This is a genomic window from Allobosea sp. CS1GBMeth4, assembly GCF_900185715.1.
Taxonomy (GTDB): Bacteria; Pseudomonadota; Alphaproteobacteria; order Rhizobiales; family Beijerinckiaceae; genus Allobosea.
Window position 1 is genome coordinate 532745 of sequence record NZ_FYAS01000025.1, and the last position, 13588, is coordinate 546332.

General features: G+C 68.8%; 17 protein-coding genes. 11 read left to right on the forward strand and 6 right to left on the reverse strand.

From position 1 onward, the window contains the following. Positions 1-46 precede the first annotated feature (46 nt). On the forward strand, positions 47-628 hold the full coding sequence (locus CS1GBM4_RS16380; protein WP_186419779.1) for a DUF4337 domain-containing protein: 582 nt from the start codon (positions 47-49) through the stop codon (positions 626-628). Positions 629-765: 137 nt separating this feature from the next. Here the strand turns inward: CS1GBM4_RS16380 and CS1GBM4_RS16385 are convergent, their stop codons facing one another. Next, entirely contained in the window at positions 766-1566 is an 801-nt protein-coding gene (locus CS1GBM4_RS16385; protein ID WP_186419780.1) for an SDR family oxidoreductase, read from the reverse strand. Between the two features lie 200 nt (positions 1567-1766). Here CS1GBM4_RS16385 and CS1GBM4_RS16390 point away from each other — a divergent pair, with 200 nt between their 5' ends. Genes CS1GBM4_RS16390 through CS1GBM4_RS16410 form a run of 5 tightly spaced genes read left to right on the forward strand, consistent with a single transcriptional unit; the run spans position 1767 to position 3661 of the window. After that, positions 1767-2090, forward strand: a complete 324-nt coding sequence (locus CS1GBM4_RS16390; protein WP_186419781.1) for a metalloregulator ArsR/SmtB family transcription factor — start codon at positions 1767-1769, stop codon at positions 2088-2090. Further along, complete coding sequence (locus tag CS1GBM4_RS16395; RefSeq protein WP_186419782.1) at positions 2087-2515, forward strand: SRPBCC domain-containing protein; 429 nt, start codon at positions 2087-2089, stop codon at positions 2513-2515. The genes CS1GBM4_RS16390 and CS1GBM4_RS16395 overlap by 4 nt, the downstream gene beginning before the upstream one ends. Before the next feature lie 34 nt (positions 2516-2549). Further along, positions 2550-2765 (forward strand): hypothetical protein, encoded by a 216-nt coding sequence (locus CS1GBM4_RS16400; protein ID WP_186419783.1) that lies wholly within the window; start codon positions 2550-2552, stop codon positions 2763-2765. Continuing rightward, positions 2731-3231 (forward strand): DUF1801 domain-containing protein, encoded by a 501-nt coding sequence (locus CS1GBM4_RS16405; RefSeq protein ID WP_186419784.1) that lies wholly within the window; start codon positions 2731-2733, stop codon positions 3229-3231. The genes CS1GBM4_RS16400 and CS1GBM4_RS16405 overlap by 35 nt, the downstream gene beginning before the upstream one ends. Before the next feature lie 19 nt (positions 3232-3250). Continuing rightward, on the forward strand, positions 3251-3661 hold the full coding sequence (locus CS1GBM4_RS16410; RefSeq protein ID WP_186419785.1) for a DUF1801 domain-containing protein: 411 nt from the start codon (positions 3251-3253) through the stop codon (positions 3659-3661). Positions 3662-3740: 79 nt separating this feature from the next. Here the strand turns inward: CS1GBM4_RS16410 and CS1GBM4_RS16415 are convergent, their stop codons facing one another. Then, on the reverse strand, positions 3741-5150 hold the full coding sequence (locus tag CS1GBM4_RS16415; RefSeq protein WP_186419786.1) for an amidase: 1410 nt from the start codon (positions 5148-5150) through the stop codon (positions 3741-3743). 27 nt (positions 5151-5177) lie between these two features. Continuing rightward, positions 5178-6035 (reverse strand): ABC transporter permease, encoded by an 858-nt coding sequence (locus tag CS1GBM4_RS16420; protein ID WP_186419787.1) that lies wholly within the window; start codon positions 6033-6035, stop codon positions 5178-5180. A 73-nt stretch (positions 6036-6108) separates the two neighbouring features. Between CS1GBM4_RS16420 and CS1GBM4_RS16425 the strand changes: the two genes are divergently transcribed. Beyond that, positions 6109-6318: a type II toxin-antitoxin system HicA family toxin gene (locus CS1GBM4_RS16425; protein ID WP_186419788.1), complete on the forward strand. Its 210-nt coding sequence runs from the start codon at positions 6109-6111 to the stop codon at positions 6316-6318. A 30-nt stretch (positions 6319-6348) separates the two neighbouring features. After that, positions 6349-6750 (forward strand): type II toxin-antitoxin system HicB family antitoxin, encoded by a 402-nt coding sequence (locus tag CS1GBM4_RS16430; RefSeq protein WP_186419789.1) that lies wholly within the window; start codon positions 6349-6351, stop codon positions 6748-6750. A gap of 19 nt (positions 6751-6769) precedes the next feature. Here CS1GBM4_RS16430 and CS1GBM4_RS16435 read toward each other — a convergent pair whose 3' ends face one another. The 3 genes from CS1GBM4_RS16435 to CS1GBM4_RS16445 all read right to left on the reverse strand — a co-directional run bounded on the left by CS1GBM4_RS16435 (position 6770) and on the right by CS1GBM4_RS16445 (position 10324). Next, on the reverse strand, positions 6770-7717 hold the full coding sequence (locus tag CS1GBM4_RS16435; protein ID WP_186419790.1) for an ABC transporter permease: 948 nt from the start codon (positions 7715-7717) through the stop codon (positions 6770-6772). 142 nt (positions 7718-7859) lie between these two features. Further along, entirely contained in the window at positions 7860-9245 is a 1386-nt protein-coding gene (locus CS1GBM4_RS16440; RefSeq protein ID WP_244607262.1) for an ABC transporter substrate-binding protein, read from the reverse strand. Positions 9246-9586: 341 nt separating this feature from the next. Then, entirely contained in the window at positions 9587-10324 is a 738-nt protein-coding gene (locus tag CS1GBM4_RS16445; RefSeq protein ID WP_186419792.1) for a GntR family transcriptional regulator, read from the reverse strand. Positions 10325-10485: 161 nt separating this feature from the next. Here CS1GBM4_RS16445 and uxaC point away from each other — a divergent pair, with 161 nt between their 5' ends. The 3 genes from uxaC to kduD are packed head-to-tail and all read left to right on the forward strand — an operon-like array spanning position 10486 to position 13510. After that, positions 10486-11898 (forward strand): glucuronate isomerase, encoded by a 1413-nt coding sequence (uxaC, locus tag CS1GBM4_RS16450; protein ID WP_186419793.1) that lies wholly within the window; start codon positions 10486-10488, stop codon positions 11896-11898. Next, a complete protein-coding gene (kduI, locus tag CS1GBM4_RS16455; protein WP_244607252.1) occupies positions 11895-12746 on the forward strand; it encodes a 5-dehydro-4-deoxy-D-glucuronate isomerase in 852 nt (283 codons plus the stop codon). Before uxaC ends, kduI begins: the two co-directional genes overlap by 4 nt. Then, complete coding sequence (gene kduD / locus CS1GBM4_RS16460) at positions 12746-13510, forward strand: 2-dehydro-3-deoxy-D-gluconate 5-dehydrogenase KduD (RefSeq protein ID WP_186419794.1); 765 nt, start codon at positions 12746-12748, stop codon at positions 13508-13510. The genes kduI and kduD overlap by 1 nt, the downstream gene beginning before the upstream one ends. The last annotated feature ends 78 nt before the right edge of the window (positions 13511-13588 follow it).

Below are 13588 nucleotides of genomic sequence, written 5' to 3' on the forward strand. Positions count from 1 at the left end.
TCGTGCGAACCGGCCATCAGGCGCGGCCTTTCCGGGGGAATCACACATGGCCTCAGCCGCACCAGACCTCATCGAAGACAGCCAGCCGACCAGCAAGGCGAACAGGCGCATCGCCCTGCTGATCGCCGTTCTCGCACTCCTGCTCGCTTTCTCCGAGATCGGCGGCAAGAACGCCGAGCAGGATGCGCTGGCCAAGAACATCGAGGCCTCCAACCTCTGGGCCTTCTTCCAGGCCAAGACCATCCGCGGCACGACCCTGCGCACCGCTGCCGAGGCGATGGAGGTCGAGCTCGCGGGCGCCACCGACCCGGCCGTGCGCGAGCGGCTGCAGAAGCGCATCGACAGCTGGAAGGCCACGGTCGCTCGCTACGAATCGGAGCCCGAGACCAATGAAGGCCGCAAGGAGCTGATCGCCCGCGCCAAGGCGGCCGAGGCGAGGCGCGACATCTCCAGCGCCCGCGACGACAAGTACGACATCGTCTCGGGCCTGCTGCAGATCGCGATCGTCGTCTCCTCGGCGGCGATCATCACCGGCGTCACCCTGCTCGCCTGGACCGGCGCGGGCCTCGGCCTGCTCGGCCTCGCGCTGATGGTAGTCGCCGAGGTCGCGCCGACCGCGCTGTTCTGAGCCCGCGCGATCCGGAAACGATCGTCGTTTCAGCGCCCCTCCGACATTGCGAGGAGCAAAGCGACGAAGCAATCCAGGGGGGCGCAGAGCGCTGCCGCCTCTGGATTGCTTCGCTGCGCTCGCAATGACGACTTACGTCAATAGTGGATCGCGCCCTTCGAGCCGCCGCCGCAGGCGATGGCGTCGCCATTGATGGCGACGCTGCGCGGCGAGGCCAGGAAGGCGACGATGTCGGCGACCTCGGCCATGTCGACCAGCCGGCCGATCGCCACATTGGCGGCCATGCGGCGCTCGACCTCCTCGGGCGCGAGCCCGGACGCCGCCGCCCGCGCCGCGACCACGCCCGGTGTCTTCTCCGTCCGCGTCGTGCCGGGATGCACCACGGTGACGTTGATGCCCTTCGGACCGAGCTCGTCGGCGAGGTTCTTGGTCAGCGCCGCCACCGCGACATTGCGGATCGAGCCGATGGTCGAGCCGGTCAGGCGCGCCGCCAGCCCGCTGATGTTGATGATCCGGCCCCAGCCATTGGCCGCCATCAGCGGCGCCGCCTCGCGCGCCATGCGCAGATAGCCCATCACCTTGACGTTGACGTCGTCGAAGAACAGCGCGTCGGTGATCTCGGCGAGCCTCGGCGGCGTCGCCTGGCCGCCGGGCTTGGCGGCGGCGTTGACGAGGATGTCGAGTCCGCCCAGCGCCGCGACGGTGCCGGCGACCAGCGCCTTGACCGAGGCGTCGTCCTGCGTGTCGACGGCGAGCCCGACGATCCGGCGGTCGCTCTCGCGCGCGAGCTCTGCCGCGGCGGCATCGAGCTCCGCCTGGTTTCGTGCGGCGATGACGACGTCGACGCCTTCCAGCGCCAGCTGCCGGGCAATGGCGCGGCCGATCCCCTTGCTGCCGCCCGTGACCAGAGCGCGCTTGCCGTTCAGCCTCAGATCCATGGCGAAGTCCTCGAGAGGGGAGCGCAGGGGCGCCGGCGGCGACATTCCCCGCGGGTTTCGCAAGGCATCCTGCGCGAGCCGTCCGCCCCGGTCCAGCGCGCTTGCAGCACCCCTCCCCCGCCTCGCTTGTGAGGGCGCTTGACCGATACATATCTCGAGGGTTATGAATCAAACCATAGCCAACGGGTTATCTATCTCGGATGCCAGACGCTCACGACATGCTGTTCAGGACGCTCGCCGACCCGACCCGGCGCGCCATCTTCGAGCGCCTGTGCCGCGACGGCGAGCTCACGGTCGGGGCGCTGACGGCGCAGGCCGGCGTCTCGCAGCCGGCCGTCTCCAAGCATCTCGGCGTGCTGAAGCAGGCCGGGCTGGTGCAGGACCGCCATGCCGGCCGGCAGACCCATTACAGCGCCCGGCCCGGCGCGCTCGGCCCCCTCCTCGACTGGACCAGCCAGATGGCCGGCTTCTGGGAGGCGCGGTTCGACGACCTCGAAAATCTGCTTCGGAGGATGGACCAATGACCACTGCCACGCAGGCGCGCTCCGTCGTCGTCGAGCGCGAGATCGCCCATCCGCCGGACAAGCTCTGGCGCGCCCTGACGCAACCGCACCTGATCGCGGAATGGCTGATGAAGAACGATTTCGCGCCGGTCGTCGGCCACCGCTTCAACCTGCGCGGCGACTGGGGCGGCGTGCTCGATTGCGAGGTCCTCGCCATCGAGCCCAACCGGACGCTGTCCTACAGCTGGGACTTCGCCCATGACGATCCGGCCTTCGCCCTGAAGAGCACGGTGACCTTCACGCTGACCCCGACGCCCAGGGGCACGCTGCTGCGGATGGAGCAGGACGGCTTCCGGCCTGACCAGAAGCAGGCCTTCGGCGGCGCCAGGGCCGGCTGGCAGCAGTTCTTCGGCAAGCTGGAAGAGCTGCTGGCGCGGGCGGCGTGACCATGCCGGCGCTCATCTCCGGAAGGATGGACTCATGACCTTGACCGACGCGATCCGGCAGGGCCATCGCTGGCTCGCCCTCGTCTTCACCACGAGCGTGACGGCGAACTTCGTCGCCATGGCGCTCGGACAGCCGCCGGCCTGGATCGTCTATTCCCCGCTGCCGCCGCTTTTCCTGCTGATGGTCTCCGGGCTTTACATGTTCGCGCTGCCCTATGCCGCCGGCTGGCGGCGGCGGGCGGAAGGCTAGGAGCGAAGCCGTGGCCGGCAAGATCTCGAAAGCGGCAGCCAAGCCGAAGGCCGGCGGAGACGGCCGGCCCGTCCTGCTCTCCGGCGGCAATCCGCAGATCGCCAAAGGCTATGGCGAGGAACCGGTGCGGGCCTATATCGCCGCCATGCCGGGCTGGAAGAGCGCGCTCGGGGCACGCCTCGACGCGCTGATCGGCGCCGCCGTCACGGGCGTCAGGAAGGCGGTGAAGTGGAACTCGCCGCTCTACGGCGTTGAGGACGACCACTGGTTCCTCGGCATCCACGTCTTCACCGGATATGTGAAGGTCGCCTTCTTCCGCGGCGCGGCGCTCGATCCCGTCCCGCCCGGCTCCTCCAGGCAGAAGGATGTGCGCTATCTCGACATCCATGAGGATGACGAACTCGACGAAGCGCAGTTCACCGCCTGGGTGAAGCAGGCCGCCGCCTTGCCCGGCGAGACGATGTGAGAACGAGGACGCCGGCCCCATGAGAAAAGCGAGCGACAAGACGAGCGGGGCAGCAGCAGCCTCGGCCTCCGCGCAGATCGACGCAAGGATCGCGGAACTGACCGACTGGCGCGGCGCGGCGCTCGCAAAAGTCCGCGCCATCATCCGGCAGACGGACCCCGAGGTCGAGGAGACCTGGAAATGGCGCGGCGTCCCGGTCTGGGAGCATGCCGGCATCATCTGCACCGGCGAGCCCTACAAGGGCGCGGTCAAGCTGACCTTCGCCAGGGGCGCGTCGCTGCCCGATCCCACCGGCCTGTTCAATGCCAGCCTCGACGGCAATATGCGACGCGCCATTGACATCCACGAGGGCGAGGCGATCGACGAGGCGGCGCTGGCGGCGCTGATCCGGGCGGCCGTGGCGCTGAACACGGCGGGGAAGAAGACGTAGCGCAAGCCGTCATTGCGAGGAGCAAAGCGACGAAGCAATCCAGGAGAGCTTGGCGCGCGGCCGCTCCTGGATTGCTTCGCTACGCTCGCAAAGACGCCTGATCCCGTGGCTCCCGCGGCCAGTCCGGCCCGGCCCCGCGCAGCCGCTCCCAGGCCCGCGCCATCTGCAGCACGCCGAGATCGTCGAAGCGCCGGCCGGTGATCTGCAGGCCGATCGGCAGGCCCGATGTCGTCATGCCGGCATGGACGGAGATCGCCGGCTGGTCCGACATGTTGGCGGCGACGGTGAAGGCGATGTGCTCGAAAGGCCGCTCGGGGTCGTGGACCGGCGAGGCGAGCTCGGCCGCGAAGCTCGGCACCGGGGAGACCGGCGAGAGCACATAGTCGAAGGGCGCGGCCGCCTTCAGCGCCGCATGGCGGATCGCCAGCATCTGGCTCATGCCGCGATGCACCTGCGCCCCGGTGAGCGAACGGCCGCGCTCGGCCCAGGCGAAGATATAGGGCAGCACCTTCTCCTGCCGCTCGCGCGGCAGCGCTCCGATCTCGGCCCAGGCGCGCTGGCGCCAGAAATCGTCGAGCCCGTCGAGCATGTCGCGCGTCAGGAAGGGCGGCATGATCTCGACGCTCGCCCCGGCCCGTCGGAAGGCGTCGCCCGCTCCGGCGATCGCCGCCCTGACTTCGGGCTCGACCGGCAGGCCGATGCCGGCATCCAGCTGCAATCCGAGCCGGAGCCCGCGCGGCTCGCGCTCGAGCTCGGTCCAGGCGATCTCCTGCGGCGGCAGGCTCATCGGGTCGCGCTCGTCCGGCCTCGACAATTCGCGCATCATCAGCGCGGCGTCGGCGACGCTGCGCGTCATTGGCCCGGCGACGCGGCCGTAATAGGTCGGGTCGATCGGCACCCGGCCGAAGCTCGGCTTCAGCCCGACCAGCCCGCACCAGCCGGCCGGCAGCCGGATCGAGCCGCCGATATCGGTGCCGATATGCAGCGGGCCGTAGCCGGCCGCGCCGGCGGCGGCCGCGCCGGCCGAGGAGCCGCCCGGGTTCTTCGAGAGATCGAACGGGTTGCGCGCCAGCGCGTGGAAGCTCGACAGGCCGGAGGAGAGCATGCCGTAATCCGGCATCGTCGTCTTGGCGAGGATGACGCAGCCGGCCTCGCGCAGGCGCTGCGCCGGCGGCGCGTCGGCCGCGGCGGGAGCGAGCTCCATCGCCGCCGTGCCGAGCGGCACCGGCGTACCCTTCGTCGCGATATTCTCCTTGATCGTGCAGGGCACGCCGTCGAGCGGCAGCGCCTCGCCGCGGCGCCAGCGCCCCTCGCTCGCCTTCGCCGCGGCGCGCGCGCCCTCGGGATCATAGGCGTAGAGCGCCTTGAGCGACGGCTCCCAGATCGCGATGCGCTCGATCACCGCTTCGGTGACCTCGACCGGCGAGAGCTCGCGCGAGCGGAAGGCCCGGAGCATGTCGACGGCGCTGAGATCGGCGAACTCGATCATGACTGGAACTCCGCAAGCATCGTAAGATCAATCGCGCGAGCGGCGCATGCGCGGGTCGACCGCGTCGCGCAGGCCGTCGCCGAGCAAATTGAAGGCCAGCACCGATAGCGCGATCGCCGCGCCCGGGAAGATGGCGAGCCAGGGCTGGCCCGCCATGAAGGTCTGCGCCTCGTTGAGCATGCGGCCCCAGGACGGCGCCGGCGGCTGCGTGCCGAGACCGAGATAGGACAGGCCCGCCTCGGCCAGGATGGCGAGCGCGAACTGGATCGTCGCCTGCACCACCAGCACGCCGGCGATATTGGGCAGGACATGCTCGCGCGTGATCGCCAATTCGGTCAGCCCCGCCGCGCGCGCCGCCAGCACGTAATCGAGCGCCCAGCATTGCAGCGCCGCGCCACGAGCCAGTCTTGCGAAATAGGGCAGGCTGAAGATCGCGATGGCGATCACGGCGTTCATCATGCCCGGCCCCCAGACCGCGCTGATCATGATCGCCGAGAGCACCGCCGGGAAGGCGTGGCTGAAATCGGCCATGCGCATGATCAGATTGTCGAGGAGGCCGTCGCGCCGAATCGCGGCGACCAGCCCGAGCGCGCTGCCGAGGGTCAGGCCGAGCCCGACCGCGCCGAGCCCCACCGCCAGCGAGTTGCGCGCGCCGACCATGATCATCGAGAGCACGTCGCGGCCGAACTGGTCCGTGCCGAACCAGTGCTCGGCCGAGGGCGGACGCAGCCGCTTCAGGATCGCCATCTGCGTCGGCTCGTAGGGCGTCCAGAGATAGGAGGTCAGCGCCATCGCGACGACGAGCCCGGCCAGCAGCAGGCCGGCCAGGAAGGACGGCGAGGCCCACCAGCGCCGCGGGCGGGTGCGAGGCGCGACCGCGCTCATGATCGCATCCAGCGAGGTTGGTCTTGCACGACCGCGCCAAAATGAGTATTTATACACATCGCTTGGATGCGCCATGGGGCTGAGCGACCACAGCACGAAGCGCAAGGATGTCGAACGACGCCTGCGCGACGATGGCTGGATCATCGACCGCCAGGGGCCCGGCGACCATGTGCAATACCGGCATCCGCACAAGCGGGGCCGCGTGACGATCGATACAGGCGTCCGCGAGATTCCCCGCGGCACCTTGCGCAGCATCTATCGCCAAGCCGGGTGGGATTGGTGAGCTGTCTGCGAGCGAAAGAAAGTTGAAGCCATGACCCACGTCATCGCCTTGATCCACGTAGAAGCCGGATCGTACGGCATCTCTTTCCCCGATTTCCCGGGGTGCATCAGCACGGCCGATACGCTCGACGAAGCCGTGCAGCGCGGCGCGCAGGCACTCGCCTTTCATATCGAGGGCATGATCGAGGATGGCGAAGCCATTCCCCAGCCGCGCTCGCTCGCGGTGTTGAAGGCCGATGCCGCTTTCGCCGAAGATTTTGCCGATGCGATCGTCGCTGCCGTACCGATCGAGCTGCCCGGCAAGGCGGTTCGCGTCAACATCACCTTGGACGAACATCTCTTGCAGGCTGTCGACCGTGCCGCGGCGGCGATCGGGGCCACCCGCTCCGGCTATCTGGCCGAGGCGGCACGCGTGAAGTTGGGGGTGCGCTAGGGCGACGACGGGCATCGCGTCACGAAGCCTGCCGCAGGCGCGGGTCGATCAGCCCGTAGAGCAGCTCGACCGCAAAGTTGATGAAGACGACCAGGGCCGAGAACAGCATCACCAGATCCTTGACCACGATCAGGTCGTGCTGGGCGATCGACTGGAAGACGAGGCGCCCGAGTCCCGGCAGGGCGAAGACGTTCTCGATGATGATCGCGCCCGCCAGCAGCACGGAAAACTGCAGGCCGAGCACCGTGACGACCGGGATCAGCGCGTTGCGCAGGACATGGCGCAGCATGGTCCGCCGCCGGCTGACCCCCTTGGCGCGGGCGGTGCGGACATAATCCTCCTGCATGGTCTCCAGCATGGCCGAGCGGGTGACGCGGGCGAGGATCGCCGCCTGCGGCAGAGCGAGCGCGATGGCCGGCAGCAGCAGCGACCGCAGCGCCGGCCCGGGACCCGCCTGCCAGCCCGGAAAGCCGCCGGCCGGAAGCCAGCCGGCGCCGACGGCGAAGACCAGCACGAGCAGCAGGCCGAACCAGAAATTCGGGATGGCGAGCCCGGCCTGGGCGAAGACCATCACCGCGGCGTCGCCGGCCCGGTTGTGGTTCGCCGCGGCGAGCGCGCCCAGCGGGATGCCGATCGCCGAGGCGAGCAGGATCGCCATCGATGCCAGCGGCAGCGTCACCACCATGCGCTCGCGGATCAATTGCGTCACCGGCACGCGATAGGTGTAGCTGAGGCCGAGATCGCCGCTGACGAGCCCGCCGATCCAGGAGAAGAAGCGCAGCGGCGCCGGCTGGTCGAGCCCCATCTCGGCCCGCAGCGCCGCCAGCGCTTCCGGCGCCGCATTGAGCCCGAGCGTCACCGCCGCCGGATCGCCCGGCAGGATCTCCAGCACGAGGAAGATGACGATCGCCGCTCCGAGCAACGTCGCGACGAAGGCGAGGAGACGGCGGAGCAGGTAGGCGGTCATCAGATGAACCCCACGCCGTCGCCGCGAGCAGCCGGCGTCATTGCGAGGAGCACAGCGACGAAGCAATCCAGAGGCGGCAGAGCTCCACGTCCTCCTGGATTGCTTCGCTGCGCTCGCAATGACGGCGAAGCTGTCACAACCGTTACCGCCACCTCACCTCCGCCAGCGGCGTCAGCGGCAGCGGCCAGTCGGTCCACATCCCGTCGAGCCCGGCCTTGGCCACCGTGATCTTCGGCAGGATGAACAGGAAGCCGTTGACCGCGTCGCGCGCCAGCATGCGCTGGGCGTCGCCATAGAGCTTGTTGCGCTCGGTCTCGTCGACGGTGCGGTCGATCGTCTCGATCAGCGCCTTGAATTCGGGGCTCCTGTACTGGAAGTAGTAGTCGTCGCGGGCATAGTTGCCAATGTCGAGCGGCTCGGTATGCGCGATGATGGTGAGGTCGAAATCGCGCGCCTTGAACACCCGCTCCAGCCATTGCGGGAATTCCAGCGGCTCGATCCTGGCGGTGATGCCGATCTGCGCGAGCAGCGCCGCGACGATCTCGCCGCCGCGCCTGGCATAGGCCGGCGGTGGCAGGCGCAGGCTGCATTCGAAGCCGTTCGGGAAGCCGGCCGCCGCGAGCAGGCCCTTCGCCTTGGCGAGGTCCACCGGATAGGTCCCGGTCAGATCGACATAGGCCGGATGCAAGGGCGAAAAATGGCTGCCGATATAATCGAGATCGAAGCCGTAGACGCCGAGCGCGATCGTCTTGCGGTCGAGCACATGCGCGATCGCCTGGCGCACCCGGACATCGCTGAACGGCGCCTTGGCGTTGTTGATGGCGAGGATGGTCTCGCCCTCGGTCTTGCCGAGCGTGACCTTGAGCTTCGGGTCGGCCTTGAGCTGCGGGATCGCCTCCGGCGCCGAGAGATTGGTGAAGACGTCGATGTCGCCGGCGCGCAGCGCCGCGACCTGCGCCTGCGGATCGGAGATGAAGCGGAAGGTCGCCTTGGCGAGCACCGGCTTCGCTCCCCAATACTCGTCGTTGCGAGTGAGCTCGAGCCGGTCGCCGCGATTCCAGCGCGCGAACTTGAACGGGCCCGTGCCGACAGGGCTGGTCTTGTTGTTCGCCGCGCTCGCCGGCGAGACGATGATCGCATCGCCCCAGGAGAGGCCGTAGACGAAGTTCGCCGTCGGCTGCTTCAGCTTGATGACGACGGTGACCGGGTCGGGCGCCTCGATGCCCGCGATCGGCGTGAAGATCCAGCGCTGCGCATTGGTCGAGTCGGGCGCGACCGCGCGCTCGAAGGAGAACTTCACGTCGCGCGAAGCGAACGGCGTGCCGTCGTGGAAGCGCGCATTGGGCCGAAGCTTGAAGGTGTAGGTGAGGTTGTCGGGCGCGAGCGTCCAGCTCTGCGCCAACGCCGGCACGAGCTTGCCGGTACGATCCATCGCCACCAGCCCCTCGAAGATGTTCTGCAGCACGACCTCGCGGATCGCCTGGGCCGCGCCGGAGGTCGGATCGAGCGTCGGCGGCTCCAGCGTCATGCCGATGGTGACGCTGTCCCTGGCCTGCGCGAGCGCGCCGAGCGGAAGCTGGATTGCGAGCGCGCCGAGGCCCGCTCCCGCCAGAAGATCGCGCCGCGTCGTCATCGTCCGCCTCCATGCCGTTGCGGGGCAGGATGGCGCGGGAGATGGGAGAGAGGCAAGTCAGTAGGGCGCGGGATCCCCTCTCCCGTATGGGAGAGGGGTAGGGGGGGGGGCCCGCCGTTGATTAATAGGGCGAAGCGGCGCCGTTGTGCCTTCTACGGTTAGGGCAGGCCCTCATCCCTGCCCTTCTCCCATACGGGAGAAGGGTTCCCCGCGCCTCAAATTGCCAACGGTAGAAATCAAACGAAATAGTCCGGATAGCTCGCCTTGAGATGCACCAGATCGGGCAGCAGCGTGCCGAGATGCTGGCGCATCGCGGCGACGGCGGCCGATGCGTCGTGCCGCCTGATCTCGTCGACGATGGCGAGATGCTCGCGGATCACCATCGCCATCCGCCCGGGCACCGGCAGTGTCATCCGCCGGCAGCGGTCGATCTGGCTCTTCGCCGCCTGGGCCAGCTTCCAGACGCCGGGATAGCCTGCGATCTCGGCGAGCACCTCGTGGAATTCCTCGTCGGCGAGGTGGAAGCGCTCCTGGTCGTTCGCCTCGTGAGCTTCGTGCAGCGTCGCGATCGTCGCATCGAGCCGGGCGACGTCGTCGGCGCTCGCTGTCCGCGCCAGGACCTCGACCGTGGCGCATTCCAGCGCCTGGCGGATGAACACTGCCTCGGGGATCGCCCCCGTCGGGATGCGGGCGACGAAGGTGCCCGCCTGCGGGAATATCTCGACGAGCCCCTCCTCCTTCAGCCGGATCAGCGCCTCGCGCACCGGCGTGCGGCTCATGCCGAAGCGGGCGGTGAGCTCCTTCTCGGAGAGGGCCGCACCGGGCCGCAGCACCATGTCGAGGATCTCGCGGCGCAGCTCGTCCTGCACGACGGAGGCGGCCGTCGCCCGCCCCGCGGACGCTGCCGCCAGGCGCTGCGGCTTCCGTTCCCGGCGCAGGCTGGCGGCCTCGCGCTCGCCTAGCGCCTCAGACATCGTCCTATCCCGGCCATGATCGCTCCCTTATTGGACCACGTTGCGCGCTCCGCAGCCCATCAAGGCGTAACACGGCCGGGCAGTGCATACTAGTATATTAGTATATTGACGCATCACCGATGCCGGCCCTATGGTCCGGCCCGACAGAGGAAACGCCAGCGATGCTGCTGCACGACGATCGTCTTTTGCCTGCGGAGCCCGTGACGCGCGGTATCGCGCGGCGCCTTTATGCCGATATCCGCGACCTGCCGATCATCTCGCCGCACGGCCACACCGACCCGCGCTGGTTCGCGGAGAACGAGCCCTTCCCCGATCCGGCGACGCTGTTCGTCAAGCCGGACCATTACATCTTCCGCATGCTCTATTCGCAGGGCATCGGGCTCGAGCAGCTCGGCATCGCCCGCAAGGACGGTCAGGGCGCAGACCGGGTCGAGAGCGATCCGCGCCGGATCTGGAAGCTCTTCGCCAGCAACTGGCACCTGTTCCGCGGCACGCCGACGAGACTCTGGTTCGAGCACGCCGCCTTCTCGATCTTCGGCATCACCGAGCGCCTCTCCGCCGAGAGCGCCGACCGCATCTATGACCGCATCGCCGAGCAGCTGGAGCAGGACGCCTTCCGTCCGCGCGCCCTGTTCGAGCGCTTCGGGATCGAGGCCATCGCCACGACGGAAGGCGCGCTCGATCCGCTGGCATGGCACGACATGATCAGGGACTCGGGCTGGGCCGGCAAGGTCGTCACCGCCTATCGCCCCGACAGCGTCGTCGATCCCGAATTCGAGGGCTTCGCCGACAATCTCAAGCAGTTCGGCGAGCTGACCGGCGAGGATGTCGGCAGCTGGAACGGCTATCTCGAGGCCCATCGCAAGCGCCGCGCCTATTTCATCGCCCGGGGGGCGACCTCCTCCGACCATGGCCACGCCACCGCCCGCACCGCCAACCTGACCCAGGCCGAGTGCGAGAAGCTCTTCGCCAAGATCCTGAAGGGCAAGTTCTCGGCCGAGGACGCCGACCTCTTCCGCGGCCAGATGCTGACCGAGATGGCGAAGATGAGCCTCGATGACGGGCTCGTCCTGCAGATCCATCCCGGCTCCTGGCGCAACCACAACCCCTCCCTGTTCGCACAGTTCGGCCGTGACATGGGCGCCGACATCCCGCGCGGCATGGACTATGTCGCGGCGCTGAAGCCGCTGCTCGACGCGGTCGGCAACGAGCCGAACCTCACCGTCATCGCCTTCACCCTCGACGAGACCAGCTATTCGCGCGAGCTCGCCCCGCTCGCCGGCCATTATCCGGCGCTGAAGCTCGGGCCGGGCTGGTGGTTCCTCGATGCGCCCGAGGCGATGCTGCGCTTTCGCGAGCTCACCACCGAGACGGCCGGCTTCTACAACACGGTCGGCTTCAACGACGACACCCGCGCCTATCTCTCGATCCCCGCGCGCCACGACGTCGCCCGCCGCATCGATTGCCACTACCTCGCGAAGCTGGTCGCCGAGCACCGCCTCGACGAGGACGAGGCCGCGGAGCTGGCCCATGATCTCGCCTATCGCCTGGCCAAGGAGGCCTACCGGCTGTGACCAGCGCCACCACGACCATCGACGAACGCCAATGCGCCCACCCGCGCGATGTGCGCGGCTACGACACTGACGCGCTGCGCCGGGACTTCCTGATCGAGCGCATCTTCGTCCCCGGCGAGGTCGCGCTGACCTACAGCCATTACGACCGCATGATCATCGGCGGCGCGATGCCGACCGGGACGCCGCTGACGCTCGATCCCTTCCCGCCGACCGGCACGCCCTTCTTCCTGGCGCGCCGCGAGCTCGGCGTGATCAATCTCGGCGGTGCCGGCTCGCTCACCGTCGACGGCGAGCGCTTCGAGCTGCCCCATCTCGACGCGCTCTATGTCGGGCTCGGCGCCCGGGAGGTCTCCTTCGCCAGCGCCGACCCAGCCGACCCGGCCAAATTCTACCTGACCAGCGCCCCGGCGCACCGCGAGGCGAAGCACCAGCTCGTCCGCAAGGACGACGCCAACACCATTCATCTCGGCTCGGCCGAGACCTCGAACAAGCGCACCATCCGGCAATACATCATGCCGAACTCGACGGGCACCAACCAGCTGGTGATGGGCATGACGGCGCTGGAGCCGGGCTCGGTCTGGAACTCCATGCCCTGCCACACCCATACGCGGCGGATGGAGGCCTATCTCTACTTCAACCTCGACCCCGCCCATCGCGTCTTCCATTTCATGGGCGAGCCGCAGCAGACGCGCCATCTCCTCGTCGCCAACGAGCAGGCCGTGATCTCGCCGAACTGGTCGATCCATTGCGGCTGCGGCACCTCGAACTACGCCTTCGTCTGGGCGATGGCCGGCGACAATGTCGAGTTCACCGACATGGACGCCGCCCCGGTGGAGACGCTGCGCTGATGGCCGCGCGCTCGCCCTTCTCGCTGGACGGCCGCAGGGCGCTGGTCACCGGCGCCAACACCGGCATCGGCCAGGGCATCGCGCTGGCCCTCGCCGAGGCGGGCGCGACCGTCGTCGCCGCCGGGCGCTCGAGCATGGCGCAGACGCAGAAGCTGATCGCGGACGTCGGCGGCACCTGCTTCGCGCTCCAGGCCGACCTCCAGCAGGGCGGCATCGCCGCGCGCGTGATCGAGCAGGCCGCGGCATTGGCCGGGCCGCTCGACATCCTGATCAACAATGCCGGCATCATCCGCCGGGCCGACGCCTTGGAGTTCGGCGAAGAGGATTGGGACGAGGTGATGAACCTCAACCTCAAGGCCAATTTCTTCCTGGCCCAGGCCTTCGCCAGGACGGTGCTCGCGGCCGGCCGCACGGGGCGCATCGTCAACATCGCCTCGCTGCTCTCCTTCCAGGGCGGCATCCGCGTCGCCTCCTACACCGCGAGCAAGAGCGGGCTCGCCGGCCTGACCCGGCTCCTCGCCTGCGAATGGGCGAGCAAGGGCATCAATGTGAATGCGATCGCGCCGGGCTATGTCGAGAGCAACAACACGGAAGCACTGCGCGCCGACCCCGAGCGCAACGCCGCGATCCTCGCCCGCATCCCGGCCGGGCGCTGGGGCAGGCCGTCCGATATCGGCGGCGCGGCGGTGTTCCTGGCGAGCGACGCGGCGGCCTATGTCCACGGCGCGATCCTTCCCGTCGACGGCGGCTGGCTGGCGCGATGAGCATGTTTCTGGGCAATCCAGCGATCACAGGAAGCGGCAACCTGTCCCCTTCCCCCCGCTTGCGGCGGGGGAGGGTTA

Bases quoted from the DNA above. Each gene is read 5' to 3' on its own strand.
- CS1GBM4_RS16410 (WP_186419785.1), top strand. From the start codon at position 3,251: ATGAGAAAAGCGAGCGACAAGACGAGCGGGGCAGCAGCAGCCTCGGCC.
- uxaC (WP_186419793.1), top strand. From the start codon at position 10,486: ATGCTGCTGCACGACGATCGTCTTTTGCCTGCGGAGCCCGTGACGCGC.
- CS1GBM4_RS16395 (WP_186419782.1), top strand. From the start codon at position 2,087: ATGACCACTGCCACGCAGGCGCGCTCCGTCGTCGTCGAGCGCGAGATC.
- CS1GBM4_RS16435 (WP_186419790.1), bottom strand. From the start codon at position 7,717: ATGACCGCCTACCTGCTCCGCCGTCTCCTCGCCTTCGTCGCGACGTTG.
- CS1GBM4_RS16405 (WP_186419784.1), top strand. From the start codon at position 2,731: ATGCCGCCGGCTGGCGGCGGCGGGCGGAAGGCTAGGAGCGAAGCCGTG.
- CS1GBM4_RS16385 (WP_186419780.1), bottom strand. From the start codon at position 1,566: ATGGATCTGAGGCTGAACGGCAAGCGCGCTCTGGTCACGGGCGGCAGC.
- kduD (WP_186419794.1), top strand. From the start codon at position 12,746: ATGGCCGCGCGCTCGCCCTTCTCGCTGGACGGCCGCAGGGCGCTGGTC.
- CS1GBM4_RS16430 (WP_186419789.1), top strand. From the start codon at position 6,349: ATGACCCACGTCATCGCCTTGATCCACGTAGAAGCCGGATCGTACGGC.
- CS1GBM4_RS16415 (WP_186419786.1), bottom strand. From the start codon at position 5,150: ATGATCGAGTTCGCCGATCTCAGCGCCGTCGACATGCTCCGGGCCTTC.
- CS1GBM4_RS16390 (WP_186419781.1), top strand. From the start codon at position 1,767: ATGCCAGACGCTCACGACATGCTGTTCAGGACGCTCGCCGACCCGACC.
- CS1GBM4_RS16445 (WP_186419792.1), bottom strand. From the start codon at position 10,324: ATGTCTGAGGCGCTAGGCGAGCGCGAGGCCGCCAGCCTGCGCCGGGAA.
- CS1GBM4_RS16380 (WP_186419779.1), top strand. From the start codon at position 47: ATGGCCTCAGCCGCACCAGACCTCATCGAAGACAGCCAGCCGACCAGC.
- CS1GBM4_RS16420 (WP_186419787.1), bottom strand. From the start codon at position 6,035: ATGAGCGCGGTCGCGCCTCGCACCCGCCCGCGGCGCTGGTGGGCCTCG.
- CS1GBM4_RS16440 (WP_244607262.1), bottom strand. From the start codon at position 9,245: ATGACGCTGGAGCCGCCGACGCTCGATCCGACCTCCGGCGCGGCCCAG.
- CS1GBM4_RS16425 (WP_186419788.1), top strand. From the start codon at position 6,109: ATGGGGCTGAGCGACCACAGCACGAAGCGCAAGGATGTCGAACGACGC.
- CS1GBM4_RS16400 (WP_186419783.1), top strand. From the start codon at position 2,550: ATGACCTTGACCGACGCGATCCGGCAGGGCCATCGCTGGCTCGCCCTC.